The organism is Neptuniibacter pectenicola (genome assembly GCF_001597735.1).
Taxonomy (GTDB): Bacteria; Pseudomonadota; Gammaproteobacteria; order Pseudomonadales; family Balneatricaceae; genus Neptuniibacter; species Neptuniibacter pectenicola.
Map to the genome: position 1 here is coordinate 498,944 of NZ_LUTS01000001.1, position 22,927 is coordinate 521,870.

The 22,927-nt window shown below is 45.9% G+C and carries 27 protein-coding genes; 12 read left to right on the forward strand and 15 right to left on the reverse strand.

What is annotated here, in order from left to right:
• Positions 1-5 precede the first annotated feature (5 nt).
• The 4 genes from A3773_RS02240 to cobU all read right to left on the reverse strand — a co-directional run bounded on the left by A3773_RS02240 (position 6) and on the right by cobU (position 3,823).
• Positions 6-1,550: an HDOD domain-containing protein gene (locus tag A3773_RS02240; protein WP_067982460.1), complete on the reverse strand. Its 1,545-nt coding sequence runs from the start codon at positions 1,548-1,550 to the stop codon at positions 6-8.
• Positions 1,551-1,620: 70 nt separating this feature from the next.
• Positions 1,621-2,229, reverse strand: coding sequence for a histidine phosphatase family protein (locus A3773_RS02245; RefSeq protein ID WP_067982464.1), 609 nt, complete (start codon positions 2,227-2,229; stop codon positions 1,621-1,623).
• A gap of 22 nt (positions 2,230-2,251) precedes the next feature.
• Entirely contained in the window at positions 2,252-3,298 is a 1,047-nt protein-coding gene (cobT, locus tag A3773_RS02250) for a nicotinate-nucleotide--dimethylbenzimidazole phosphoribosyltransferase (RefSeq protein ID WP_067982468.1), read from the reverse strand.
• A 3-nt stretch (positions 3,299-3,301) separates the two neighbouring features.
• Positions 3,302-3,823 carry a bifunctional adenosylcobinamide kinase/adenosylcobinamide-phosphate guanylyltransferase gene (gene cobU / locus A3773_RS02255; RefSeq protein ID WP_067982731.1) on the reverse strand — a complete coding sequence of 174 codons (522 nt, stop codon included), beginning with the start codon at positions 3,821-3,823 and terminating at the stop codon, positions 3,302-3,304.
• Between the two features lie 144 nt (positions 3,824-3,967).
• On the opposite strand from cobU, the gene A3773_RS02260 reads away from it, so the two are divergent.
• Positions 3,968-5,146 (forward strand): NnrS family protein, encoded by a 1,179-nt coding sequence (locus tag A3773_RS02260; RefSeq protein ID WP_067982471.1) that lies wholly within the window; start codon positions 3,968-3,970, stop codon positions 5,144-5,146.
• Positions 5,147-5,187: 41 nt separating this feature from the next.
• On the opposite strand, the gene acuI is transcribed toward A3773_RS02260, so the two are convergent.
• Positions 5,188-6,171, reverse strand: a complete 984-nt coding sequence (gene acuI / locus A3773_RS02265; RefSeq protein ID WP_067982473.1) for an acrylyl-CoA reductase (NADPH) — start codon at positions 6,169-6,171, stop codon at positions 5,188-5,190.
• A gap of 137 nt (positions 6,172-6,308) precedes the next feature.
• Here acuI and A3773_RS02270 point away from each other — a divergent pair, with 137 nt between their 5' ends.
• Positions 6,309-7,040, forward strand: coding sequence for a FadR/GntR family transcriptional regulator (locus A3773_RS02270; protein ID WP_067982476.1), 732 nt, complete (start codon positions 6,309-6,311; stop codon positions 7,038-7,040).
• A 270-nt stretch (positions 7,041-7,310) separates the two neighbouring features.
• On the forward strand, positions 7,311-7,829 hold the full coding sequence (locus A3773_RS02275; protein WP_231902125.1) for a Z-ring associated ZapG family protein: 519 nt from the start codon (positions 7,311-7,313) through the stop codon (positions 7,827-7,829).
• 2 nt (positions 7,830-7,831) lie between these two features.
• Here the strand turns inward: A3773_RS02275 and A3773_RS02280 are convergent, their stop codons facing one another.
• Positions 7,832-8,593, reverse strand: coding sequence for a Nif3-like dinuclear metal center hexameric protein (locus tag A3773_RS02280; protein ID WP_067982734.1), 762 nt, complete (start codon positions 8,591-8,593; stop codon positions 7,832-7,834).
• Between the two features lie 77 nt (positions 8,594-8,670).
• On the opposite strand from A3773_RS02280, the gene A3773_RS02285 reads away from it, so the two are divergent.
• Positions 8,671-9,813: a Do family serine endopeptidase gene (locus tag A3773_RS02285; RefSeq protein ID WP_067982481.1), complete on the forward strand. Its 1,143-nt coding sequence runs from the start codon at positions 8,671-8,673 to the stop codon at positions 9,811-9,813.
• 65 nt (positions 9,814-9,878) lie between these two features.
• Here A3773_RS02285 and hisD read toward each other — a convergent pair whose 3' ends face one another.
• The 9 genes from hisD to A3773_RS02330 form a co-directional block, all read right to left on the reverse strand.
• Positions 9,879-11,186, reverse strand: a complete 1,308-nt coding sequence (gene hisD / locus A3773_RS02290; protein ID WP_067982483.1) for a histidinol dehydrogenase — start codon at positions 11,184-11,186, stop codon at positions 9,879-9,881.
• Positions 11,183-11,836, reverse strand: a complete 654-nt coding sequence (gene hisG / locus A3773_RS02295; protein WP_067982486.1) for an ATP phosphoribosyltransferase — start codon at positions 11,834-11,836, stop codon at positions 11,183-11,185. Before hisG ends, hisD begins: the two co-directional genes overlap by 4 nt.
• 20 nt (positions 11,837-11,856) lie before the next feature.
• Complete coding sequence (murA, locus tag A3773_RS02300; RefSeq protein ID WP_067982489.1) at positions 11,857-13,119, reverse strand: UDP-N-acetylglucosamine 1-carboxyvinyltransferase; 1,263 nt, start codon at positions 13,117-13,119, stop codon at positions 11,857-11,859.
• Between the two features lie 21 nt (positions 13,120-13,140).
• A complete protein-coding gene (locus A3773_RS02305) occupies positions 13,141-13,383 on the reverse strand; it encodes a BolA family protein (RefSeq protein WP_067982492.1) in 243 nt (80 codons plus the stop codon).
• Between the two features lie 113 nt (positions 13,384-13,496).
• Complete coding sequence (locus tag A3773_RS02310; RefSeq protein ID WP_067982496.1) at positions 13,497-13,787, reverse strand: STAS domain-containing protein; 291 nt, start codon at positions 13,785-13,787, stop codon at positions 13,497-13,499.
• On the reverse strand, positions 13,787-14,440 hold the full coding sequence (locus tag A3773_RS02315; protein WP_067982499.1) for an MlaC/ttg2D family ABC transporter substrate-binding protein: 654 nt from the start codon (positions 14,438-14,440) through the stop codon (positions 13,787-13,789). The genes A3773_RS02310 and A3773_RS02315 overlap by 1 nt, the downstream gene beginning before the upstream one ends.
• A 4-nt stretch (positions 14,441-14,444) precedes the next feature.
• Entirely contained in the window at positions 14,445-14,903 is a 459-nt protein-coding gene (gene mlaD, locus A3773_RS02320; protein WP_067982502.1) for an outer membrane lipid asymmetry maintenance protein MlaD, read from the reverse strand.
• 1 nt (position 14,904) lies between these two features.
• The gene (gene mlaE, locus A3773_RS02325) at positions 14,905-15,684 is read right to left on the reverse strand and encodes a lipid asymmetry maintenance ABC transporter permease subunit MlaE (RefSeq protein WP_197462705.1); all 780 of its coding nucleotides are present in this window, start codon (positions 15,682-15,684) and stop codon (positions 14,905-14,907) included.
• A complete protein-coding gene (locus A3773_RS02330; protein ID WP_067982507.1) occupies positions 15,684-16,496 on the reverse strand; it encodes an ATP-binding cassette domain-containing protein in 813 nt (270 codons plus the stop codon). Before A3773_RS02330 ends, mlaE begins: the two co-directional genes overlap by 1 nt.
• Positions 16,497-16,714: 218 nt before the next feature.
• Between A3773_RS02330 and A3773_RS02335 the strand changes: the two genes are divergently transcribed.
• From A3773_RS02335 to hpf, 8 genes are read left to right on the forward strand one after another with little or no spacing between them, the layout of a single operon-like run.
• Positions 16,715-17,671, forward strand: a complete 957-nt coding sequence (locus A3773_RS02335; protein ID WP_067982510.1) for a calcium/sodium antiporter — start codon at positions 16,715-16,717, stop codon at positions 17,669-17,671.
• Between the two features lie 19 nt (positions 17,672-17,690).
• The gene (locus A3773_RS02340) at positions 17,691-18,662 is read left to right on the forward strand and encodes a KpsF/GutQ family sugar-phosphate isomerase (RefSeq protein ID WP_067982513.1); all 972 of its coding nucleotides are present in this window, start codon (positions 17,691-17,693) and stop codon (positions 18,660-18,662) included.
• Entirely contained in the window at positions 18,662-19,186 is a 525-nt protein-coding gene (locus A3773_RS02345; RefSeq protein WP_067982516.1) for a KdsC family phosphatase, read from the forward strand. The genes A3773_RS02340 and A3773_RS02345 overlap by 1 nt, the downstream gene beginning before the upstream one ends.
• Positions 19,187-19,759, forward strand: coding sequence for an LPS export ABC transporter periplasmic protein LptC (lptC, locus tag A3773_RS02350; protein WP_067982519.1), 573 nt, complete (start codon positions 19,187-19,189; stop codon positions 19,757-19,759).
• Positions 19,749-20,273, forward strand: coding sequence for a lipopolysaccharide transport periplasmic protein LptA (gene lptA, locus A3773_RS02355; RefSeq protein WP_231902114.1), 525 nt, complete (start codon positions 19,749-19,751; stop codon positions 20,271-20,273). Before lptC ends, lptA begins: the two co-directional genes overlap by 11 nt.
• Before the next feature lie 4 nt (positions 20,274-20,277).
• Positions 20,278-21,003 carry an LPS export ABC transporter ATP-binding protein gene (gene lptB, locus A3773_RS02360; RefSeq protein WP_067982525.1) on the forward strand — a complete coding sequence of 242 codons (726 nt, stop codon included), beginning with the start codon at positions 20,278-20,280 and terminating at the stop codon, positions 21,001-21,003.
• Between the two features lie 56 nt (positions 21,004-21,059).
• Complete coding sequence (locus tag A3773_RS02365; RefSeq protein WP_067982528.1) at positions 21,060-22,568, forward strand: RNA polymerase factor sigma-54; 1,509 nt, start codon at positions 21,060-21,062, stop codon at positions 22,566-22,568.
• A gap of 46 nt (positions 22,569-22,614) precedes the next feature.
• Entirely contained in the window at positions 22,615-22,905 is a 291-nt protein-coding gene (gene hpf / locus A3773_RS02370) for a ribosome hibernation-promoting factor, HPF/YfiA family (protein WP_067982531.1), read from the forward strand.
• Positions 22,906-22,927: the final 22 nt, after the last annotated feature.

Sequence of the window (22,927 nt, forward strand, 5' to 3'; positions counted from 1 at the left end):
CCCGATCAACGCTTAGCTTTACTGTCAGCATACATTAACGCTAAGCGTGTTTGGGTCGCGAACCGGTTAAATATATTAAAGTCGTTATCCGATACCGCCCCATGGCCTTTCAAGCGATCCGCATACAGCATACCGATGACCCGCGACCCCATAACCAACGGAATAAGCACAAACCCTTGGCAGTGGGTTTGAGTAACAAAGTTTTTAGGTAAGCGAGAGCTCCATCCCTCTTCATCGAGGTCATTCACTAAAAGTGTGACCTGTTTTTCTATCACCCTAAAAAACAGATCATCATCTTTACCATTTTTACCCCGTTCAAAATAACCTTGTAACGCGTCTATTTCATCACCCTCAATCATTTTCACGGAGAGGTGATCTCTCTTTTTATTCAACAGACACAGGAGGCTGCGATCAAAATCACTGCACTGATGAATCGCTTCTACAACGAGTTTGAAAATATCGTGTATCTTCCCTTCCGACCCAATCAACTCAGTTAAGCGATTTAAGTAATCAAGCTGCCCTTGGCTACATAATGCATGGGCCTCAGCAACCTGTACGTCTGCCTCATTGACCTCAGGTTCCTCTTGCTCCGCTTCATCGTGCGCTAAAAACGCCAGTTTACGAACCACAGTGTCTTTAGCCTCACTCCCCGATTCCGTATATTCAGGAATCAGTAGTTGGGCTTTTAAGCCATAGGTTCGACTGATTTTAGACACTTGCCGAAAACATTGAATAGCAACTTCACCAACATCATCAAAGGGGATGCCTGATACATTAGCGATGGAATCAACCAGCTGGTCATAAGGCTGCTCATTACGTAAGTCTTGACCATATATCTGATGCACAAGGCCATTACACAGGTTAGGCAAACTGGTTAATAAATTACTCTGCTCATCAAGTTGTGTCATATCCAGATCGGACATCGTATTCAAAACTTGCTTTGGATACCCCCACCCGGCTGCCATCTCTCGACCTAAGGCATTAAAACTGATGCCTAAAACTTCCGCTTGAATTAAGGGCCAGCGTTTATCACTGCTCTTTTTTAAAGCCAGTAATTTTCGATATTCATCGGGTAACGTACAGGCAACAATGATTTCGCCTAAACCAAACAATAAGGCGGCCAAATACGCTTCCTCTGGGTCCACATGTTGTTGACTTCGGACCGCGATCTCTTTCGCTATATTTGCACTAAGAAACTGCCTCATCATCATGCCCGGTACATCAAGGTCAGGATGTGTATCATGAAAGCTTTCAATAAGCTTGAGCGTAAGCGTAATACTCTTTATGCGATTAAACCCCATCAACACAACCGCACGCGAGATCACACTGATGTTACCTTGTCCGCGTTTATAAGCCGATGAGTTAGCAAGCTTCAATAACCGAGCAGATAAGCCAGCATCCTTCATAATCGCCATCGCAAGCGCCATTGCGTCCCCTTCATCCGAGGCGCTAATTTGCTGTATACGATTAATCGTCGCACTAAACACAGGAAGGTCGCCTAAGCGATCAAGACTATGGTGAATATTCTTAAGCGTTTCTGTGTACTTCATAATATTCCGTTGTCGGGAGGCTCTGTCGAAGAGCAGTACTATCGATAATAGTCTTTAACGCGTAAAAACACTAAAAAGGCGAGCGCGTATTACTACTCACTAATTGCGGCCAACAGTGGCGTGAATCCACATCAAACTTTAACTGAGTAAAACATGCATAGTCTACTTTTATTCGGCTCCACTGCAGAGGTTGCACCCCCAGAAGGTCCGCAATCATCGCCCGAATCACCCCTCCATGGGTGATCACAAGGATGCGCGTTTCCTCTCGGTTTAACAGCAACGATTTAGCGACCTGAACCCGCGCCATAAACTGGGCGACCGTCTCACCATTAGGTGGCGGGTTCGCTTCAGGGTCTTGCCAAAATCTATCCGCTAGATGGGCATGCTGTGCATAAACGGCTTCGAATGCCTGGCCATCCCAGTCACCAAAATCGTACTCTTGTAGTTGATCTAACACTAACAGGGGAATACCCCATTGCTCAGATATGCTCTGCGCAGAATCAAGGCAGCGTAAGAGAGGAGAACTCACCACTAAGTCCCACCCGGGATTATCGGCTACCGCCGCTAAAACCTCACGTGCTCCCTGTGCAGATAAGACTGAATCGGTCCGCCCTAAATACACCCCTTTTAGCGCTGGCGTGCCATGACGCAACAGGTCAAATTGGGTCGATTTAAACACGTTTAGGCACTCCGCACATAACTTATTGGCTTACACCTGCATCGGCAAAGGTTGCCATATTTCGATGTAATTCACAGGCGGTTCTCAACAGGTTAACAGCAACAGCTGCACCACTTCCTTCACCTAAGCGCATACCTAAATTGAGTAATGGCTCAACCTCTAACTGGTCTAAAATGTATTGATGGAAAGCTTCCGGTGAGCAGTGCCCAAAGATCATCCACTCTTTACATTGATGGTTAATCTGGATCGCTATATAGGCCGCAACCGTGCTAATAAAACCATCCACAACAATCGCAATACCTCGATTAGCCGCCATGAGGTAAGCCCCTACCATCGCGGCAATTTCAAACCCTCCTAGACGCCGAAGGACCTCAAGTGGGGTCGTCAAATGCGGGTCATGCAAGATCAACGCACGGTCGATCACCTCCGCTTTATGCTGAATCCCTTGATCACTGACGCCTGTGCCTGCTCCCGCTACATCCGCCCCTTTTAAATTAAGGAACGCAGCCATCAGTGCCGACGCGGCGGTTGTATTTGCAATTCCCATCTCACCGGCAATAAACAGTTCGACCCCGTTGTTTTGCGCCCTAATAACCGCATCCGCACCTATACCCAGCGCAGACTCCAACTGGGACACCGTCATTGCTGCCGTTTCCGTAAAATCAGCTGAACTACTCGCAATCACATTACACACAACATCAGGGTGATCAACCGGCGTCACCGTGCCCAAGTTAATCACCTCAAAATCGGCCCCTAACTGCGTTGCCAACACCGATATTGCAGCGCCACCGGATGCAAAATTGAGGATCATTTGGGTCGTCACTTCCTGTGGATATGCAGAGACTTTCTGCTTTGCCACACCATGGTCGGCAGCAAAAATAGTAATACCAACACGCTCACACGAGGGGCATTCGACCGCTTGTAATCCGGCTAGGCGAACCGCCATAACCTCGAGGCGCCCTAACGAGCCAGCGGGCTTCGTTAGTTGAGCCTGACGTTTAAGCGCACGCTCCTTATAATGAAGATTAATGGGTTGAACACTGAGATCTAACCAATCATTTACTTTCACAAATTAACCTACTTCATCAGTTTTAACATCGAGAGGAATGCCAGCCACACTTAACGTGACGCGCTCAACAATCTGGGCAAGGTCTTGGTGTAGGCGCCCGGTATTATCCTGGAACTGACGGCTCAGCTCCCCCATTGGCACAATCCCCCAGCCCACCTCATTGGACACTAAAATCAAATCACCCTTAAAAGCAGTAACCGCCGCCACTAAATCGGACATACCCTGCTGCATCACAGCTACATCCTTCATTAACAGGTTAGTCAGCCAAAGGGTTAAACAATCCACCAGCACGGTTTTATCTGATCCACTTAAGTCCGCCAGTGTCGCAGGCAATTGAAAAGGGACTTCTCGCACCTCCCATTCGGCAGGTCGATTGCGTTTATGTAGGGCAATACGTTGCACCATCTCAGTATCGCCAGCATCTGCCGTAGCAATATATACGACGGGCTTATTCATCGCTGTAGCCCGTTCCTGCGCTAACCGACTTTTACCCGAACGCGCCCCTCCCAAAATCAATTGCCGCACACTAAACTCCAAAAAGACTACCCTAAGGATTGATTAACGACTAAACCTATCAAGGATAAAAATATTTATTAACATGTATAAATAATACATAATATAAAATTAGCTCCCTTAGTATAACACTAGAGCGATTCAGCGGAGATCCCGATGATTCAACTACAGGAACGCAGAGAGCCTTCTTCTTTCTCTCTTTTCAATCTAGGTTTCAGGCCTTTTTTCTTAGCTGGAGCCCTAAGTGCTGTCATTTTAATCACACTTTGGCTGGTAATATATAGCCGAGGTTATCAACCTAACTATTACGGTCTAGGTATCCATTGGCACGCTCATGAGATGCTTTTTGGCTTCAGCATCGCCATTATTGCCGGTTTTCTGCTTACAGCGGTGCGTACATGGACCAACGTACAAACCCTCTACGGCTGGCCGTTAGCTGCACTGTTTGCTTTATGGCTGCTTGCACGACTACTTCCGGCCTTTGAGTCGGTGCCACACATGCTTATCGCACTCACAGATTTAGCGTTTATCCCTTTGGTTGCGGTCAGTATTGCTTGGCCCATTATTAAGTCACAGAACTATAAAAACCTGTTATTTGTCCCCATACTTTTAAGCTTTTTTATTGCTAATTTACTGGTACACCTTGAACTTATGGGGTTAACCGAGGGCACCCTCGCCAAAGGTATTCATTTAGGCCTGTTTTTAATTATTATGGTCATCAGCATCATTGGTGGACGCGTCATCCCATTTTTTACAGAGAAAGGGGTCGCGGGAACGCAGAGCACAAAGTACGCCTTTATCGAGCGCACGATTATTCCTCTCACCGCGCTCTGGGTCATCTCTACACTGACCCATTACACCATCGTCATTGCAGTGCTTAGCGCAGCACTCGGTATGATGAACTTAATTAGGCTGTGGGGCTGGTTTAGCCGCAAGATTTTTGCCGTGCCTCTCGTTTGGATTCTGCAACTGAGCTATCTGTTTGTCATTATCGGCTACCTGTTTTACCCATTAAGCCTGCTCGATCTCCTGAACCCATCCATTGCTTATCATGCATTTGCGGTAGGGGGCATTGGCGGACTTACGCTAGGGATGATGTCTAGAGTATCACTGGGTCACACTGGCAGACCGTTAGCCGCTGGACCGATGATGATTACTGCGTTTGTCCTATTAATGCTGTCTGCCCTACTACGCATCAGCATTGATATCATGCCTCTATCCTATACAGGCACATTGCATCTATCTGGCAGCTTATGGATTATTGCGTGGCTTCTGTTCTTAATTAAATATACATCGATTCTGATCAAGCCAAGAGTCGATGGTTTGTATGGCTAAAAAAGGCCTCTTATGAGGCCTCTATATCTTGCAGAAAGCGGTTATGCATTTAAATCGATCACTACACGGCCTTGTATTTGGCCGTTAGTGATTTTCTCTGCATAATCGGGCACCTCATCTAAAGCGATGATCTGTGCAATTTCACCTAGCGCGTTTTCTGGCAGCTGGGTTAGTAATCGCTGCCAAGCAGTATTGCGACGCTCATAAGGGCAGCTAACCGAATCAACCCCCTGCAAACGCACATTCCGTAAGATGAAAGGCATAACCGTAGAAGGCAGTTTAAAACTCGCCGCCAAACCGCATGCGGCAACCACACCGCTATAATCTGTTTCGGCAATCATACGCGCTAGAATTGTGTCACCAACCGTATCAATAGCCCCTGCCCACTTCTGCTTCTCCAAAGGACGCGGCGGTTGCGCCATCTCATCACGACTAAGAATTTCACTCGCACCTAAGGCACGCAGATAGCCTTCAGTTTCTGCTCGTCCGGTTATAGCGGCGACTGTGTAACCAAGGCCCGATAAAATCGCAACCGCAACACTACCAACACCACCCGCAGCACCACTGACCACAACAGGGCCTCGCTCAGGCGTAACGCCCCCTTCTTCCAACGCCATAACACATAACATTGCCGTTAGGCCTGCCGTACCAATCTGCATGGTACGTATAGGGTCCATACCTTTAGGCAGGGGTACAAGCCAATCCGCTTTTAAGCGCGCATACTGCGAATAGCCGCCCCAATAGTTTTCACCAACACCCCAACCGGTTAAAACCACCTTATCCCCTTTGGTATACCGAGCATCGGCACTTTCTTCAACCGTACCGACAAGATCGATGCCCGGTACCATAGGGAAGTTACGAATGATTTTTCCTTTACCGGTTACGGCTAAACCGTCTTTATAGTTCAACGAAGAGTAATCCACCTTAATAAGAACATCCTCTTCAGGTAGGTCACTGATCGCCAACTGCTCAACAGCGGCCGTGGTTTTACCCTCGTTTTGATTTAAAACCAGTGCTTTGAACATATCTCTCTCCGTTGAATTACTTATACGTTAATTTGTAATACAAATATAAAATACTATAATTAATGAATCAATAATATATAATTAAATTTATTTACTACCTTAGATTAGTAAAGCTTTTCAAAAAGCGGGAGCTATGTGTGAATTTAGAGATCGGGCCAATCAACAAGTCGAGCTTATCCAAACAAGTCGCGGACCAGCTACAGGAAGCGATTCTAGAAGGCACGCTAAAAGCTGATGACCGTCTGCCAACAGAAGATGAGCTCGCACAACGCTTTCAAGTCTCTCGCCCAACTATACGTGAAGCCCTAAAACGCTTAGCCGCAAAAAACTTGATTCGCTCTCGACGCGGCCCTACCGGTGGGTCTTTTGTTAACCATTTAGGCAAGAACGAGCTGAGTGAGCACCTAACCACCGCGTCAACGCTGTTTGTCAGCATGAACCAAGTCTCGCTCGATGAAATCAGCGCGACCCGTCTTGAGATGGAAAGCTACTGCTTTCGCCTTGCGAGCCAACACCGTACAGATGAAGACGTTGAACTGCTAAAACAACACCTGACACATCAGAAAAACAGAAACATTAGCCCAGAAGAGTTCTGCGCTGCGGATGTCAGGTTCCATCGTGCGATAGCCGACGCCAGCCACAACAAGATGCTTAGCTTTATTATGTACACCCTCATTGAAGCCCTGCAACCGGTATCAAATATGATCGCCTATCGATTTAGAGAGCGCGATATAATCACCAGCCAGCATGAAAGAATCTTTAATGCGATCCATGATCAAGATGCTAATTTAGCTTGTGCAATCTTAGCGGAACAAATTGATTACCTACAACAGCTTCACGAAGACGCAAGAGCAAGTCATCAAGCATAGAATATAAGGCAATTTATTGACATAAACAGGGATGAATCGCTGTACGCCCAGCCCAATAGGTAATACATTTAAGGCACAATCATCAAACCATAGGCAGCAAAGAATATTTGTTTTATGCTAGCCACTTGCAACATGTTGTTGAGTTAGGTTTGACGTAGTATTTATCTAAACTGTATCCATTTTTTAAGCAAAAAAGCCTACAGTGTATAAAACCAGCGTTCCATCGCATGGGTTAACATTAAAAGTAATTAAGGAGTTTCCGTGGAAGATATGTGGTTAATCAGCATTGTTTCTTTACTTATAGGTGCTGTGATCGGCTTTTTAATGGGCCGCTCGGGTAATACGTCTAACCGCCAGGCTGAACTTGCTGAGCAGTTAGAGAACGCAAACAAAGAGCTCGAAAGCTACAAAGAAGAAGTCAGCCAGCATTTTGAGAAAACAGCCTCACTCGTTAACAACCTAACCAATAGCTACAAAGATGTTCACGAGCATTTAGCCACTGGCGCGGTAGACTTATGTAAAGCCGGAACCCTTGATTTAGCACTTGAGCCAGTGGTCCATGAAAAGCTCGAAAACAAAGAGGTCGATACCGAAGAGGTGCCCGCTGCCGTCGATGACACAAAAGTAGATATCCCTCGTGACTACGCCCCCAAAAGCCCAGAAGAGGAAGGCACCCTTTCCGAAACCTTCGGTTTAAAGGAAGAGCCCCTTAACGAAGACGCCGATAGCGATGAGAACAGCAACGCTGATACCACCAAGAAAGCGCCTTTAGTAGACGAAACAAAGTAACACTACACGGGGTTAGGAATATCAATATGATGGTGCTGCACATCAAAATGCAGCGCCAATGCATCGCCTAATGCCTGCACACCATACCGTTCGGTCGCATGATGCCCTGCGGAAAAGTAATGAATACCCTGTTCTCTAGCACTATGGACTGTCGGTTCTGATATCTCGCCTGAGATATAGGCATCAACACCGAGCTCGACCGCTTTATCGATATAACCTTGCGCTCCCCCAGTACACAACCCAACCGTTTTAATCTGATGCTCACCGCCTGAAATAACCAAAGGTACACGCCCCAACACTGCACCAATATGCTCCGCCAACTCTTCAGGGGTGTAGCTCCGTTTAAACTGGCCAATATTCCCAATACTTCGTGGATTATCAAGCTCCAGTCCTCCCAGCACCTCAATCCCTAACCGCTGAGCTAACTGTGCATTATTACCGAGTACTGGGTGGGCATCTAACGGGAGGTGATAAGCAATGAGATTAATATCATGATCCAGCAGCGCCTTAATCCTTTTCTTTTTAATTTTAGTAATACAGCTATTTTCACCTTTCCAAAAAAAACCATGGTGAACCAGCAGCGCATCCGCTTGCAGCTCTATCGCCGCCTCAATTAACGCTTGAGATGCCGTTACGCCTGAAACCAGTTGAGTTATCTCACCTTTCCCTTCGACCTGAAGACCGTTAGGACAGTAGTCTTTGAACAACGATGGTGTTAAAAGACCATCAATATAATTAACTAAATCTTCACGTTTTACTGACATTGTCATCTTATCCATTCACAAAGCGCTAATACACCGTATAATTCTATACTTATCTCGGGTAATCGATTACATACAACATGCGTAAATTAAATTTTCTTATTTGGCCGGTTCTCTCGGGAATAGTTGTCGCCATATTATTACTACAATTATTTCCCGACCTATTGTCCCCAACGTCGCAGGCGATAGAGTTTAAGGAAGCCGCCCCGATCTCTACTAGAGGGAGTGGACCAGTATCTTATGCCGACGCGGTGGAGATTGCGGCACCCGCCGTCGTCAATATTTATACACGCACTGTCGTACAACAGAAAGTACATCCCCTTTTTAATGACCCTTTCTTTCGCAACTTCTTTGATGCCGATAGCATACCGCAACAGGAAAGGATCCAGTCAAGCCTTGGCTCAGGCGTTATTCTTAACCCCCAAGGCTATATTGTTACCAATAACCATGTTATCACCGGTGCCGACAGCATTGTCGTAGCACTCAAAGATGGACGTGAGGCCGTCGCAGAAGTCATTGGCACCGACCCTGAAACTGATTTAGCTGTTTTAAAAGTAGAGCTGACAGACTTGCCAACTATCGCACTGACACAATCCGATAATAGCCGAGTCGGCGATGTGGTTTTAGCAATAGGCAACCCTTTTGGCGTGGGGCAAACGGTAACCATGGGGATCATCAGCGCCACAGGGCGTCACAGTCTCGGCATTAATACCTATGAAGATTTCATTCAAACCGATGCGGCGATCAACCCGGGTAACTCAGGCGGGGCATTGATCGATGCTTATGGCAACCTTATCGGTATTAATACAGCGATATTCTCAAAATCAGGCGGCTCCCAAGGCATTGGCTTTGCAATCCCTTCCAACCTAACAAAGCAGGTGATGCTCGATTTAATTAAGCATGGACGGGTCGTCCGTGGCTGGTTAGGTATTGAGATTCAGGAGTTAACACCTAAGCTAGCGGAATCATTTGGCCTAGACAACATGCAAGGCCTTATTGTTGCCGGGGTATTTAGAAACGGACCGGCCCATTTAGCGGGGCTTCAACCAGGGGACGTCATGCTGTCAATTAATGGCCAACCCATTATGGATGGTCAAAAGTCGATGACAGCGATTGCGCGCTTCAAGCCCAATGAAAACATTGAGGTTGAGGTGCTGAGAGAGGGCAAAAAACATCTATTTACCGCGGTAATTGGCGAAAGACCACGCACTCAAGATCAATAAAACAGCCAAGCATTAGACATAAAAAACAGGCATTACGCCTGTTTTTTTATGTCTGACAAGTAGATTTACTCTTTAATACGATACTCAGCAGAACGCGCATGAGCCGTTAAGCTCTCACCACGTGCCAATACCGAAGCCACTTTACCCATTTCCGAAGCACCCTCCTCTGAAAACATAATCAGAGATGAACGTTTCTGGAAATCATAAACGCCTAAAGGCGAGGAGAAGCGTGCAGTACCGGATGTAGGTAGCACATGGTTAGGTCCTGCACAGTAATCACCTAGCGCCTCAGCCGTATAACGACCCATAAAGATGGCACCCGCATGACGTACTTTCGGCAATAAGCTTTCAGGGTCCTCAACCGACAACTCCAAATGCTCTGGAGCTATACGATTAGCCACCTCCATCGCTTCATCAAGATCTTTAACCTTGATCAGCGCAGCACGCAAACGTAGCGATATTTCAATAATCTCTTTACGTTCCATTGTCGGCAACAGTTTATGAATACTTTGCTCAACCGCATCAATAAAATCAGCATCTGGGGTCACAAGAATCGGCTGTGCATCTTCATCATGCTCAGCTTGTGAAAAGAGATCCATCGCAACCCAATCAGGATTGGTTTTGCCATCACAGACAACAAGAATCTCTGAAGGTCCGGCTATCATGTCGATACCAACAGCGCCAAAAACGGCACGTTTGGCGGTCGCAACAAAGATATTCCCCGGGCCGACAATCTTATCTACCTGCGGGATGGTTTCAGTCCCATAGGCCAATGCAGCAACGGCTTGAGCGCCGCCCACACAAAACACACGGTCAACACCCGCTAAACATGCCGCCGCTAATACAAGCTCATTAACGACACCGCCAGGCGTCGGCACAACCATAATAATCTCTTTTACACCGGCAACTTTTGCTGGCATCGCATTCATTAATACGGAAGAGGGATATGCCGCTTTACCACCAGGCACATAAAGGCCGACACGGTCCACCGGTGTCACTTTCTGACCCAGCATGGTTCCGTCGGCTTCAGTGTATTGCCAAGACTCACCCTTTTGACGTTCGTGGTAGGCTTGGACTCTCTGCGCAGCAATCTCTAGTGCTTTACGTTGATCAGCAGGTAGCCCATCCAGCGCCGCCTGCAAGCGCTCAGCACTCATCTCAAGCTCGGCAAGATGATCAACAGAGGTGCCATCAAAACGATTGGTATATTCAACGACAGCACTATCGCCTTCGGCGCGTACGCGTTTTAATATCTCATTAACGATCTGATTAACTTTATCATCCGATACCGCTTCCCACGCCAACAGTTGATCCATCTGCTCGCTAAAGTCAGCCTGTGTGGAATCAAATCGTTTAATAACTAACTCACTCATTGAGTCACCTCCGCATCACGACGGTTAATAGCATCAGCTAATTTATCTAAGATAGGCTGAATCTGGCGATACTTCATTTTCATGGAGGGCTGACCAACCACAAGACGCGAACTAATATCAGCGATCTCTTCCATCGGTTCTAAGCCATTCGCACGCAAGGTATTACCGGTATCAACAATATCAACGATACGATCAGCCAAACCCATTAACGGGGCAAGCTCCATGGCACCGTAAAGCTTAATAATATCAACTTGTGTACCCTGCTTCGCAAAGTAGTCACGGGTCACATTGACAAACTTACTTGCCACTTTCATTCGACCTTCAACTGGCTTCGCATCTTTGGGGCCAGCAACCATCAATTTGCATTTCGATATTTTAAGATCCAAAGGCTCATAAAGACCCGCAGCACCATGTTCAAGCAGCACGTCCTTACCAGCAATTCCCATATCCGCACCACCATATTCAACATACGTAGGCACATCCGTAGCACGGATAACCACCAGCTTTATGTTGTCATGGTTCGTGTCAAAAATGAGTTTACGGCTGCTATGAATATCCTCTGCTGGCACTATATCCGCTTCCGCTAACAACGGCAGAGTTTCTTTAAGGATACGTCCTTTGGATAGGGCAATCGTAAGTTGCTGCTTCATCGCTTTATTTATACCTGTATTTAACCTGGTACACGTTTAATACGTGCACCTAATAACTGTAATTTCTCTTCTATGCACTCATAGCCGCGATCAATATGGTAGATACGATCAATAATCGTATCGCCATCTGCAACCAGTGCAGCAATCACTAGACTTGCCGAAGCCCTAAGGTCGGTTGCCATCACGGGCGCAGCCTGTAATCGCTCGACACCTTCAACAATCGCCGTATTACCATCAATATTGATTTTAGCGCCCATACGGATCATCTCTTGCATATGCATGAAGCGGTTTTCAAAGATGGTTTCTTTTAAAATACTGACGCCTTCAGATACCGAATTCATGGCAGAAAACTGTGCCTGCATATCGGTAGGAAACGCGGGGTAAGGCGCTGTTGTGATATTAATTGCCTTAGGCCGCTGGCCTTTCATATCGAGCTCAATCCAATCTTCACCCGTTGTAATATGTGCACCGGCTTCTTCAAGCTTCTGCAACACCGCATCGAGGATTCGAGGATTTGTATTTTTAACTTTAACTTTGCCGCGGGTTGCCGCAACAGCGGTTAAATAAGTGCCTGTTTCAATGCGATCAGCAACTACAGGGAATTTACATCCATGCAGTTTTTCAACCCCATTAACAATAATTGTATCGGTACCATAACCACTAATATCAGCGCCCATAGCGATTAAGCACTCGGCTAGATCAACCACTTCAGGTTCGCGCGCCGCGTTTTCAATGATACTTTGACCTTCTGCTAATGTTGCAGCCATCAAAATATTTTCTGTGCCGGTCACCGTCACCGTATCAAAAAAGATGCGGGCACCTTTTAAACGACCATTACTTTTAGCGCGAATATAACCCGCCTCAACAACAACGTCCGCACCCATCGCGCGCAAACCTTGAATATGCAGATCAACTGGACGAGAACCGATTGCACAACCACCGGGCAAAGACACTTCAGCCTCACCAAAGTGAGCAAGCATTGGGCCTAATACTAAAATAGAGGCCCTCATTGTTTTTACCAGCTCATAAGGTGCAACCAGTTGCGTAATGGTATTCGCATCAATTTCAACATTGAGTTTTTCATCGACGATGAGTTCAACACCCATACGACGCAATAACTCAAGCATGGTCGTAATATCATGCAGGTGTGGCAGGTTGCAGACTGTTACGGGCTCAGACGCCAGTAGTGTTGCAGCCAATATAGGCAGTGCCGAGTTTTTTGCACCAGAGATTTTTACTTCACCTCTGAGCGGCTCGCCACCTGTGATCATTAATTTATCCATAGTGTATGTCCAATCGAGGATTTAATTCTGTGTCGCTTTCCACTGCTCAGGGGTGTAAGTTTTGATCGTCAGAGCGTGAATTGTTCCATTCGCTATATATTCATTCAGGCAAGCATAGACTAACTGCTGACACTTCACAGGGCGTAAACCTTCAAAGAGTTCACCCACAACTATCACCTGAAAATCACAACCTTCACCGGCCGTTGTTACAACACAATTTTCAAGTTGAGATTCAAGAATCTGCTTAACCTGTTCAGCCTGCATTAAAAGCTCCTGATCGAATGCTACAGATAGAAAAAATAAGGCGGAAATGATACCGGATCATGACAAAAAAGGCGATGCCAAGCATCGCCTTAATCCAATACCTGTAAGCAGAATTATATAAACTGCTTTTCTAACCCAACAAGCTCAGCAATTCCCTTCATTTCCACAGGAAGATTAATCGCTTTTAATTGAACCCCTCGGTCTTGCACGCAGCGTAAACAGCAAAACCAAAAAGAGAGCGCTGAACTATCAACAGCAGTAACGCCAGCGAAGTCGATTTCAACAACGCCTTTGCAACTACTTAAAATACTTTCGGCCTGCTTACGGGCCTGCATAATGACTGGAAACTTAAACTCCCCTTCCAGACTAATCAATTGTTCATTGACCTGTCTAACGTCTGCCATTACGCGCTATCCTTTCCCGGATCGACTTTATCTTTCCACGTAGAGATAACCAGCCCTACATCGCCTTTATTTCGCTCCATCAAGTCAGCAAATTGGTTTTTGAAACTCAAACGAATGTTAATCGATCCATCAAGAATCGCATTCACCAGCTTCCACTCACCCGCTTCTTTCTTCATGTAGTAAACCAGCGTGTATTTAGTCCCGTCAGCAGAAAACACGTCAACCGTAACAATCTGTTTACTGTCATCTGGGCTATCTTTTCGTGGCGGTACCATCTCATACTTGTCGATTTTAAAACCCACCAACGCTTTAGCGTAAGTTTTTAACAGTGTCGTTTTAAAAATACCGGAGAACTCCGCACGTTGCTCTTTCGACGCTCGGCGATAGTATTTCCCCATCACCTGTTTGGAAATATAATCAAAATCAACTACCGGTGATAGCACCGTGTCGATCTCAGCAACCAATTGGTCTTCTTGCCCTTCTTGAACAAGCTCTTCACGCTCTAGCAACTTAAGAATACTATGAGTCGCGGTTTGAATAACCCCACCTGCCTCAGTATAAGTATCATTTTCCGCCTGAACGGACATACTCAACAACACAACAAAGGCAACAGTTAAACAAGTTTTCACTTGGCTCACGCATTTATAAAACATAGCCTTACTCACTCACCTCATTAAACAGGAACTTACCTATAAGATCCTCAAGTACGAGTGCTGATTGAGTATCCTCAATATACGCACCCTCTTTAAGGTTCTCGTCTTCAGCGCCCACCGAGATACCTATATATTGCTCACCTAATAGGCCTGCAGTCAGAATTGAAGCAGAACTATCAACAGAAAGAAAATCAACATCGCCGTGGATATTCATGGCAACACGCGCCATCAACAGATCACGGTCTAATGTAATATCTGCCACTTCACCTATGGCCACACCGGACATAGTGACTTTTGCTCGCGGCGTTAAACCACCAATATTTTCAAAACGGGCATAGACAGTATAAGTGCTGTCTGAGTTAGACAGGTTTAAACCACTTACGTTCAATGCAAGCCCAACCAAAGCAACGACACCGGCCAAAATAAAGGCACCTACGCTGATCTCCAAGATCCGCATACGCATATTAAAGCTCTCCAAACATTACAGCAGTAAGAATAAAATCCAGCCCTAACACCGCTAACGATGCGTAGACCACAGTTTTTGTTGTTGCCTGACTAATCCCTTCCGACGTCGGCATACAATCATAGCCTTGGAATACAGCAATCCAAGTCACAACGAAGCCAAACACAACCGCCTTAATCAGACCGTTTAAGACATCGTCATAAAAATCTACTGAGTTCTGCATGTTAGCCCAAAATGAGCCATCATATATACCCAGCCATTCAACGCCGACGATCGCGCCACCATAAACACCCACTAGAGCGAATATAGCAGAGAGAATCGGCAAGCAGACAAAGCCTGCCCAAAAGCGCGGCGCAACGATCCTTCTTAGCGGATCGACACCGATCATTTCTAAACTCGACAACTGTTCAGTGGCCTTCATTAGACCAATCTCTGCCGTCAGTGCAGAGCCCGCCCGTCCAGCGAACAGCAACGCAGTCACAACCGGTGCTAGCTCTCGTACCAAACTGAGCGCCACCATCTGTCCAACCGCTTGCTCAGAGCCATAATCCACCAAAATAGTGTAACCCTGAAGGCCAAGCACCATGCCGATAAACAACCCTGAAACAACAATAATAATCAGCGACAATACGCCAACAAAATAGACCTGCTTTATAAACAAAGGGAACATAATCAGTGGCTGAGGCTTAGCAACCAATGACTGAAAAAGAATCATTCCCGCTCGCCCAAAGGCGGCTAGCTTACTCAAGGCAACATGACCTAATAGCGCTAATTGATTCATTATCCCTGACCTCTTAACAGATCGGTTTCATAATCACCGGCAGGATAATGGAATGGAACAGGCCCATCGGGCAGCCCATGCATAAACTGTTTAACCTGCGGTGAGTCCACTTGACGCAGCTCTTCCGGTGTACCTGAGGCAATAACCTTAGAGTCGGCAATAATATGAATATAATCAGCAATACCTAAGGTTTCCTGAATATCATGGGAAACAATGATACTCGTGTGCCCTAATGAATTATTTAACCGGCGAATAAGGTTAACTAACACCCCCATTGCAATAGGGTCCTGACCAGTAAACGGCTCATCATACATCACGATATCAGGGTCAAGTGCAATCGCCCTCGCCAATGCTACACGACGTGCCATGCCCCCAGACAATTCACTCGGCATTAAGTTATGCGCGCCCCGCAAGCCAACTGCCTGCAGCTTCATCAACACAACGTCGCGGATCATATCATCAGCTAAATCGGTGTGTACTCGAATAGGGAATGCAACATTTTCAAACACGCTGATATCCGTAAACAATGCGCCGCTTTGAAAAAGCATGCCCATACGCTCACGTACAGAGAAAAGATCACTACGACCTAGCTCTGGAATATTTTCACCATCAACTAAAATAGCCCCTCTATCAGGTTTCAACTGACCGCCTATCAATCTAAGCAGCGTCGTTTTACCTGTACCAGATGGTCCCATTATGCCTGTGATCTTTCCTCGTGGAATTTTAATATCGACCTCATTATAAATGGATCGTTCACCACGAGAAAAACTCAACTTTTGGATATCAATGACGACATCATCAAACTCGTTCATAAGCTTCCGTTATAACCTTGAAACAGAACAATTATTAAGCCCTATTCAGTCTTTGTTAACGCCCCTTTCTGTAGTACTCACTATAAAGGGCCGGCAACTATACCATTTCGTTCCAAAAACAGGAATATTTTCAAACATGACACACCGTATTGATTTAAACAAAGATAGCATTCTGTTTTAATACCCCCTCTTCAATTTTACTGGAACAGACTCTATCTATGTTATATCCAATTTTGGCGCTAATCTCTGGGCTTATTCTATTAGTGTGGAGTGCAGATAAGTTCGTTTTAGGCGCCGCCGCTACCGCAAAAAATTTCGGTATGTCGCCCATGCTGATTGGTTTAACCATTGTATCTTTTGGCACATCCGCGCCCGAAATCTTAGTCTCTTTTATGGCATCAACCTCTGGCGCAGGTGACTTGGCTATCGGTAATGCTCTTGGTTCCAATATTGCAAACATCGCACTGGTCCTCGGTATCACCGCGCTTATCGCCCCACTCCCCGTAAAATCCGGCGTACTAAAAAAAGAACTCCCTTTACTGCTAGGGGTCACCATTTTAGCGGGCGTATTAATCTTCGACCTTCATTTAGGCCAGCTCGATGGCATTATCCTATTAATTACCTTAGGGGTATGCCTCTATCTTTTTAGCCGTTTCCAGAAAAACGCGCCCCAAGACGCACTGGCCGATGATGAAGAGGAACTACCTTCACTCGAAAACCGAAAAGCCATTTTCTGGCTCATAATCGGCTTAGTCATTCTCGCATGCAGCTCTAAACTTCTCGTTTGGGGCGCAAGTGAAATTGCCTACTCCCTCGGCGTAAGCAAACTGGTCGTCGGCTTAACGATTGTCGCAATAGGCACCAGCCTGCCAGAACTCGCGGCGTCCGTAGCCAGTGCATTAAAAAACCATCATGACATCGCAATAGGCAACGTGGTTGGCTCTAACATATTTAACTTAGTCGCAGTCATGGCAATCCCTGGACTCATCGCACCGATCGGTATGGACGAGATCGTTTTCCAACGTGATTACGTGGTCATGCTTGGCTTAACCTTCTTGCTACTCGCATTTGCCCTATGGCAGAAACCACCATCAATCAGTCGTTTTGAGGGCGGGATTCTTGCCTCAGCCTATGCAGGCTATCTTGTACTGCTATACACTATGACTGTTTCTTAACATAAAGTTGACCACCAAGATGAGCACACCGGATTTTCTAACTTCAGCTAAACGCACCATCACATTGGAAGCGAGCGCTGTTACCAACTTACTCAACCATCTCGATCAAAATTTTATAGATGCCTGCCAACTGATGTTGAACTGTCGTGGCCGAGTCATCGTAACGGGTATGGGAAAGTCAGGGCATATTGGTAAAAAAATTGCTGCGACCTTAGCCAGTACAGGCACGCCTGCATTTTTTGTACACCCTGGGGAAGCAAGTCATGGCGACTTAGGCATGATCACCCCCGAGGATGTGGTCATCGCCCTATCAAATTCTGGCGAAACGGCCGAAGTTGTTACCATCATTCCTTTATTAAAGCGAATGAACGCGCCTTTTATCAGTATTACCGCGAATAAAACGTCCACATTATCTAAAACCTCCGCCGCAAATTTGCATATTGGCGTTGAGGAGGAAGCTTGCCCGCTGGGGCTCGCACCCACATCAAGCACAACCGCTCAGTTAGTCTTAGGCGACGCCCTCGCTATTGCGCTGCTGGAAGCCAAAGGTTTTAGTGCGGAAGATTTCGCCTTTTCTCACCCAGGTGGCACTTTAGGCCGACGCTTGCTACTTAAAGTCAGTGATATTATGCATACCGGCGATGCAACACCCTGCGTCACCAGCGGCACCCTGTTAAAAGAAGCACTGCTAGAAGTGACCCATAAACGTCTAGGCATGACTGCCGTCGTAAACAGCCAGAGTCAGCTGATTGGTATATTCACCGATGGCGACTTACGGCGTTCACTGGATAACAATGTCAATCTGCATAGCACACTCATTGATGATGTCATGACCCCCAACGGCACCACCGTGACAGCCGATATGCTGGCTGCCGAATGTTTGCAAATTATGGAAACAAAAAAAATTAACGCACTCATTGTTACCAATGAAACGAATCAGCCTATAGGCGCTCTTAATATGCACGATCTATTAAAAGCGGGAGTTATTTAGTGTCAGAGCCTTCATTGCAGCAACTAAAACAGATCACCCTTGCGGTATTTGATGTCGATGGAATACTCACTAGCGGTCAGCTGCTATTTTTAGCTGACGGCCAAGAAGTTAAACAATTCAACACCCTAGACGGGCTGGGTATTAAGCTATTAATGCAAGCAGGTATCGAGACCGCCATCATTACCGGTCGGCGTTCACCCCAAGTTGAATTACGCAGCCAGGCCTTAGGGATCACTTACCTTAAACAAGGCCGCGAAGACAAACTGGTCGCTCTCAACGAGATCTGGGATAAAACAGCCCACAACGCATCCACCACCGCCTATATAGGCGATGACTTCCCCGACCTTTCAGCCATTATCCAATGTGCGTTTGGTGCGACGGTACCTAATGGCCACCCTTTTGTTAAAAAACATGCAGACTGGTGCACATCCCGCCAGGGCGGCGAAGGTGCAGGGCGTGAATTTTGCGAGTACATCCTTGAAGCGCAAGGAAAATTAGATCAACTCAAACAGATGTATTTATAGATGCTAGATCTCAGCAACAAAATAAGAGTTGGCCTTGCAGCCGTTATTTTAATACCCGTACTGCTCTATTGGGGGTTTGCCTCATCACCCAATGAAACCGAAAGAGAGAACGTTTCTTTACTGCACGGCATGGATTATTTTGTTGAAACCGCCGTCATCCAAGAATGGGATGCCGAAGGCAAATTATTACGGACACTGCACACCGATCAACTCGAGCATTATCCCAATTTAAAATTAAGCACGCTGGACAAACCGGAAAGCATCAGCATCAGAAAAGATTACTCTAAAGTCAAAATCACATCAGACACTGGCACGGTTTTAGATGATAATAATCAAACAAACCTTGCAGGAAATGTCATAGTTAATGATAATCCTGATTCGACTTCAGCAACCATACTGAGCACTGAGCAACTTACTATTTATCCGAATAGAGATTATGCAGAAACCGATGATCCCGTTAACATCGTATCATCGCAAAGCATACTTAAAGGTGTAGGTATGGATATTGATTTCAACACACGTATTCTTAATTTACACTCTCGGGTAGAAGGGTCCCATGACAATGCAAAATAAGCTTTATAGTCTCGCTATAGTTATACTGGCTTTTGCAGTTTCTAATGCTCACGCCCTTCCTGACGATCAAAATCAGCCGATCTATATTACGGCTGACACCGCTAAGATCGACGACACAACCGGCATCACAACCTACAAAGGCAATGTGATAATCAAACAGGGTTCCTTGCTAATTGAAGCGGCACATGTCGACATGTATCGCAATGACGATGGCGTAGAAAAGCTGATTGCGAAAGGCTCCCTTGCCCACTTTAGACAACAACCCAATATAGGCGACCCTTACAGCGATGCGTGGGGGAAACACCTGCTCTACCATGTTGATAACCAGAAGCTAACCATTACCGATAAGGCCAAGGTCATTCAAGCGCAAGACACCTTTACAGGTAACAAAATTGTCTACGATCTTGATAAATCAATCGTTAATGCCTTTGGCGGCACAAATACCGACGCAAGCGGTACGCCTGGACGTGTAAACATGGTTATCCAACCTAAAAAGAAAGATAAGGCCAACTAAACCGATGAGCTTATTAGAGGCCCAAAACCTTGCCAAGCGCTACAAAGGTAGAGAAGTCGTTAAAGATGTTTCACTTCAGATACGTAGCGGTGAAATAGTCGGCCTTCTCGGTCCTAATGGTGCAGGTAAAACCACCTGTTTTTATATGATTGTTGGACTTGTTCAAGCCGACAATGGTGCGGTAAAAATCAAAGGCCAAGATATTAGCGCCTTACCTATGCATGGTCGCGCACGACAAGGGATTGGTTACCTACCCCAAGAAGCATCCATATTTCGTAAGCTCTCCGTTAAAGATAATTTGCTTGCGATACTTGAAACCAGAAAAGACCTAGACAAACAGGCAGCTCAGCTTAAGATGGAAGAACTGCTTAAAGAGTTCCACATCACCCACATAAAAGACAGTATGGGTATGAGCTTATCCGGTGGTGAGCGTAGACGTGTAGAGATTGCACGCGCATTAGCGACAGAACCCGAGTTTATTTTATTGGATGAGCCCTTTGCCGGTGTCGACCCCATCTCAGTCAATGATATAAAACAAACCATTCGCCACCTCCAATCGAGAGGCATTGGTATATTAATAACTGATCATAATGTGAGAGAAACCTTAGATATCTGCGAAAAAGCTTATATTGTTAGCGAGGGCATCATACTTGCTAATGGCACACCAGCCGATATTATGGCAAACGAAGCAGTAAGAAATGCTTATCTGGGCGACCAGTTCAAACTTTAAGCATATACTTAGCTATAAATGAATAATGTAGTTTCAGGAGTTTGTCCCTTAGTATTATGAAACAAGCGCTTCATTTAAAAATTGGGCAACAGCTCACAATGACACCGCAACTGCAGCAAGCGATTCGCTTACTACAGCTGTCTACACTTGATCTTCAACAAGAGATTCAAGAAGCATTAGAGAGCAATCCGATGCTGGATGTCTCTGAAGACGACTCCCCGTCTGCTTCCGAGGCACAAGAAAGCAACTCACAAGCGCCTGAGACTCAGCCTGAAACGACCGCTAGCGCGGCTGCTGAAGCCGAGCTTGACGATACAATCACGCCTGAAGACAACTGGAATGAGAAAATTCCAGAAGAGCTATCAACAGATAGTAACTGGGAAGACACCTTCCAATCATCAGGCCCAAATTTAAGCCAAAGCAAAGAAGACTTTGATTCGTTTGAATCGAACGATACAGCAGAAGAAACACTACAAGACCACCTTCATTGGCAATTAAATCTCACCCCAATGAGCGACATTGATCGCCTAATTGCCACGAATATTATTGATGGCATTAATCCCGATGGCTACCTAACCATCAACTTAGAAGAGATTCTTGACCACTTCCACGCGCAAACGGGTGAACAGTTTGAAGAGGTGGAGCTGGACGAAATTGAAGCCGTATTACATCGCATACAGCAATTCGATCCCGCAGGCGTTGCCTGTCGTGATTTGAGCGAGTGTTTAAGCATACAATTACAGCAACTGCCGCCCGAAACACTCTGGAAAAACGAAGCCATTAAAGTCGCACAGCAATATATCAAGCTGCTCGGCGCGCACGATTATCGTCAGTTGATGCGAAAAACCCGCTTAAAAGAACCCCAACTGCAACAGGTAATCCAACTCATTCAAGGCCTAAACCCTAAACCGGGCGCCTCCATCAGCAGCAGTACCGCTGAATATGTCATTCCTGATGTGTTGGTCACTAAACAACAAGGCGAGTGGCGCGTTCACCTTAATCCAGAAGTGTCCCCTAAACTACGTATCAACTCAGGTTACGCCGGTTTAGTGAAACGAGCCGATAACAGCTCTGATAACACCTACCTAAAAAATCACCTTCAAGAAGCTCGGTGGTTTATTAAAAGTTTACAAAGTCGAAACGAAACCTTATTAAAAGTGTCGAATGAGATAGTAAAACGGCAGGTCGGCTTTCTTGAACATGGTGAAGAAGGGATGAAGCCAATGGTGCTTCACGACATTGCTGAAGCGGTCGAAATGCATGAATCTACAATTTCACGTGTAACAACACAAAAATTTATGCACACACACCGTGGAATATTTGAACTAAAATACTTCTTCTCGAGTCATGTAAGTACAGCCACGGGGGGCGCAGCGTCCTCAACGGCGATTAGAGCACTGATTAAAAAGATGGTTGCCGCTGAAAACAGCGCGAAACCATTGAGTGACAACAAAATTGCACAATTTTTAGACGAACAAGGCTTCAAAGTGGCTAGACGTACCATTGCAAAATATCGCGAAGCGATGGGCATTCCTCCATCGAATGAAAGAAAGCGTCTAGTTTAAAAAAGAGTGGCAAGCGAATGTCACTGCAATAAAGTAGGAGAGACCTATGCAGATCAACATTACTGGACACCATGTAGAACTGACTGAATCAATGAATGATTACGTGCTCTCGAAGATGCAGAAAATTGAGCGTCATTTTGACAACATCACCAACGTACAAGTGACGCTCAGCGTAGACAAACAACGCCAAAAAGCGGAAGCAGAGATGCACTTAGCGGGTGCCCAGCTCTTTGCTACACATGAACACGAAGATATGTATGCTGCAATTGATGGCCTTACCGACAAGCTAGATCGACAGGTCATTAAGCATAAAGAAAAAATTAAAACTCACAAATAACCGGTTTATATCCAATAAAATT

Coding starts and splice junctions, on each gene's coding strand:
- lptB (WP_067982525.1), top strand. CDS start 20,278: ATGAGCTTATTAGAGGCCCAAAACCTTGCCAAGCGCTACAAAGGTAGA.
- A3773_RS02240 (WP_067982460.1), bottom strand. CDS start 1,550: ATGAAGTACACAGAAACGCTTAAGAATATTCACCATAGTCTTGATCGC.
- A3773_RS02365 (WP_067982528.1), top strand. CDS start 21,060: ATGAAACAAGCGCTTCATTTAAAAATTGGGCAACAGCTCACAATGACA.
- A3773_RS02330 (WP_067982507.1), bottom strand. CDS start 16,496: ATGAACGAGTTTGATGATGTCGTCATTGATATCCAAAAGTTGAGTTTT.
- mlaD (WP_067982502.1), bottom strand. CDS start 14,903: ATGCGTATGCGGATCTTGGAGATCAGCGTAGGTGCCTTTATTTTGGCC.
- A3773_RS02280 (WP_067982734.1), bottom strand. CDS start 8,593: ATGTCAGTAAAACGTGAAGATTTAGTTAATTATATTGATGGTCTTTTA.
- lptC (WP_067982519.1), top strand. CDS start 19,187: ATGCTAGATCTCAGCAACAAAATAAGAGTTGGCCTTGCAGCCGTTATT.
- A3773_RS02335 (WP_067982510.1), top strand. CDS start 16,715: ATGTTATATCCAATTTTGGCGCTAATCTCTGGGCTTATTCTATTAGTG.
- A3773_RS02315 (WP_067982499.1), bottom strand. CDS start 14,440: ATGTTTTATAAATGCGTGAGCCAAGTGAAAACTTGTTTAACTGTTGCC.
- hisD (WP_067982483.1), bottom strand. CDS start 11,186: ATGAGTGAGTTAGTTATTAAACGATTTGATTCCACACAGGCTGACTTT.
- acuI (WP_067982473.1), bottom strand. CDS start 6,171: ATGTTCAAAGCACTGGTTTTAAATCAAAACGAGGGTAAAACCACGGCC.
- A3773_RS02260 (WP_067982471.1), top strand. CDS start 3,968: ATGATTCAACTACAGGAACGCAGAGAGCCTTCTTCTTTCTCTCTTTTC.
- A3773_RS02310 (WP_067982496.1), bottom strand. CDS start 13,787: ATGGCAGACGTTAGACAGGTCAATGAACAATTGATTAGTCTGGAAGGG.
- hisG (WP_067982486.1), bottom strand. CDS start 11,836: ATGAAGCAGCAACTTACGATTGCCCTATCCAAAGGACGTATCCTTAAA.
- mlaE (WP_197462705.1), bottom strand. CDS start 15,684: ATGAATCAATTAGCGCTATTAGGTCATGTTGCCTTGAGTAAGCTAGCC.
- A3773_RS02305 (WP_067982492.1), bottom strand. CDS start 13,383: ATGCAGGCTGAACAGGTTAAGCAGATTCTTGAATCTCAACTTGAAAAT.
- A3773_RS02285 (WP_067982481.1), top strand. CDS start 8,671: ATGCGTAAATTAAATTTTCTTATTTGGCCGGTTCTCTCGGGAATAGTT.
- lptA (WP_231902114.1), top strand. CDS start 19,749: ATGCAAAATAAGCTTTATAGTCTCGCTATAGTTATACTGGCTTTTGCA.
- hpf (WP_067982531.1), top strand. CDS start 22,615: ATGCAGATCAACATTACTGGACACCATGTAGAACTGACTGAATCAATG.
- A3773_RS02275 (WP_231902125.1), top strand. CDS start 7,311: ATGTGGTTAATCAGCATTGTTTCTTTACTTATAGGTGCTGTGATCGGC.
- A3773_RS02340 (WP_067982513.1), top strand. CDS start 17,691: ATGAGCACACCGGATTTTCTAACTTCAGCTAAACGCACCATCACATTG.
- murA (WP_067982489.1), bottom strand. CDS start 13,119: ATGGATAAATTAATGATCACAGGTGGCGAGCCGCTCAGAGGTGAAGTA.